This window comes from Streptomyces sp. NPDC043680, assembly GCF_056436685.1.
In genome coordinates this window covers 1-2,162 of the sequence record NZ_JBWKCE010000045.1, presented here as the reverse complement: position 1 = coordinate 2,162, position 2,162 = coordinate 1, and the positions used below count along the sequence as shown (strand labels likewise).

Genomic DNA, 2,162 nt, shown 5'->3' with positions numbered 1-2,162 from the left:
ACCTCGGCGCCGAGGGCGACCAGGGTCTCGATGAGGACGGCGGTCTGCACGGTCATGTGCAGGGAGCCGGTGATGCGGGCGCCGGCCAGCGGCTGTGCCGCGGCGTACTCCTTGCGGATCGACATCAGGCCCGGCATCTCGTGCTCGGCCAGGGTGATCTCCTTGCGGCCGAACTCCGCGAGCGAGAGGTCTGCGACCTTGAAATCGGTGAAGTCAGCGGGCGGCTGCGAGGACACGTGCACTCCTATGGGTCTGGACGCTCTGGACGTTCTGGATGTTCTGGTGGATCTCAAGAGTCGCGGTGGACTTGTTGAGGGTGATGTAGTGCAGGCCGGGAGCGCCCTCGGCGAGCAGGCGCTCGGACATGGCGGTCGCGTAGTCGACGCCGATCCGGTGGCCGTCGGCGGGGTGGTCCCTGGCCGCTTCGAGGCGGCGGGCGAGCGCCTCCGGGAAGCGGGCGTTGCTCAGTTCGGCGAAGCGGCCGACCTGGCGCACGTCCGTGGCCGGCATGATCTCGGGGATGATCGGCGTATCGCAGCCGGCGGCGGCCACCCGGTCGCGCAGGCGCAGGTAGTCGTCCACGTGGAAGAACATCTGCGTGATGGCGTAGTCCGCGCCGGCCCTGCACTTGGCGACGAAGTGGCGGATGTCCTCGTCCCAGGAGCCCGACCGGGGGTGCCGTTCCGGGAAGGCCGCCACACCGACCGTGAAGTCCCCCAACTGCCGGATCAGCGTGACCAGTTCCCGGGCGTGGGTGAGCCCCTGCGGGTGCGCCGTCCACTCCCCCCTGGGATCGCCGGGCGGGTCGCCCCGGAGAGCGAGGACGTCGCGGATGCCCGCGTCGGCGTACTGGCCGATGATGTGGCGGAGTTCGGCGACCGAGTGTCCGACCGCGGTGAGGTGGGCGACCGGGCGCAGTGTCGTCTCGGCGGCAATGCGCTTGGTCACCTGGACGGTCCGGTCACGGGAGGACCCGCCGGCGCCGTACGTCACGGAGACGAAGGACGGGTCGAAGGCCTCGATGCGGCGGATCGCCGCCCAGAGGGCCCGCTCCCCGGCATCGGTCTTGGGCGGAAAGAACTCGAAGGAGTAGGACCGCTCGCCCCGCGCAAGGAGCTCGCGCAGGCCGGGGCGGGACGGGGAAGGGGGCATGGGGGTTCACCTCAGCGTGCGTTGAAGTAGGTGGCCGCGGGGTGGTGGATCACGATCGCGTCGGTGGACTGCTCCGGGTGGAGCTGGAACTCCTCGGAGAGGTGGACGCCGATCCGCTCGGGCCGGAGCAGGTCGGCGATCTTGGCGCGGTCCTCCAGGTCCGGGCAGGCGGGGTACCCCAGCGAATAGCGGCAGCCCTGGTACTCGGTGCGGAACATCCCCTGCATGGAAGCCGGGTCGGACCCCCCGATGCCGAGCTCGGCGCGGACGCGGGCGTGCCAGTACTCGGCCAGGGCCTCGGCGAGCTGGACGGACAGGCCGTGCAGCTCCATGTACGCGCGGTAGGAGTCGGCGGCGAACAGCCGGGCCGTCTCCTCTCCGATCCTCGAACCCACGGTGACGACCTGGAGACCGACCACGTCGGTCTCGCCGGACTCCTCGGGGCGGAAGAAGTCCGCCAGGCACAGGCGCCGGCCGCGGCTCTGGCGCGGGAAGGTGAAGCGGGTCCGCTCGCCGCCGAACTCGTCGAGGACGATCAGGTCGTCGCCCTTGGAGACGCAGGGGAAGTAGCCGTGTACGACGGCTGCCTCCAGCAGGTTGTCGGTGTGCAGCCGGTCGAGCCAACCGCGCAGCCGGGGCCGGCCGTCCGTATCGATGGTCTCCGCATCCTTCAGGCCCCACTGGCCCTTGAACAGGGCGGTCTCGTCGAGCCAGGAGGCGTAGTCCCTGAGCGGGATGCCCTTGACCACGCGGGTGCCCCAGAACGGCGGGGTGGGGACGGGGTTGTCGACGGCCACCTCGGACCGGCCGCCCGGCTCGGGTTCCGCCACCAGGAGGGGCGTGTCGCGGCTGGCGACGCGGCGCTGCTTCAAGGGCGGGAGTTCGACGCCGGGGACACCGCGTTTGACCCCCATGAGGGCGTCCATGAGGCGGAGGCCTTCGAAGGCGTCGCGGGCGTAGCGGACCTCGCCTTCGTAGATCTCGTGGAGGTCCTGTTCGACGTAGGCGCG

The 2,162-nt window shown here is 70.8% G+C and carries 3 protein-coding genes; all 3 read right to left on the bottom strand.

Annotated elements, in window-relative coordinates:
• Positions 1 to 242, bottom strand: a 242-nt coding sequence (locus tag AC0666_RS33925) for an adenosylhomocysteinase (RefSeq protein ID WP_478709111.1), incomplete at its 3' end; no start/stop codon positions are given.
• Entirely contained in the window at positions 214 to 1,152 is a 939-nt protein-coding gene (gene metF, locus AC0666_RS33920) for a methylenetetrahydrofolate reductase [NAD(P)H] (RefSeq protein ID WP_468974645.1), read from the bottom strand. The genes metF and AC0666_RS33925, both read right to left, overlap by 29 nt.
• An 11-nt stretch (positions 1,153 to 1,163) precedes the next feature.
• On the bottom strand, positions 1,164 to 2,162 hold a 999-nt coding region (locus tag AC0666_RS33915), incomplete at its 5' end, for a vitamin B12 dependent-methionine synthase activation domain-containing protein (RefSeq protein WP_478709110.1).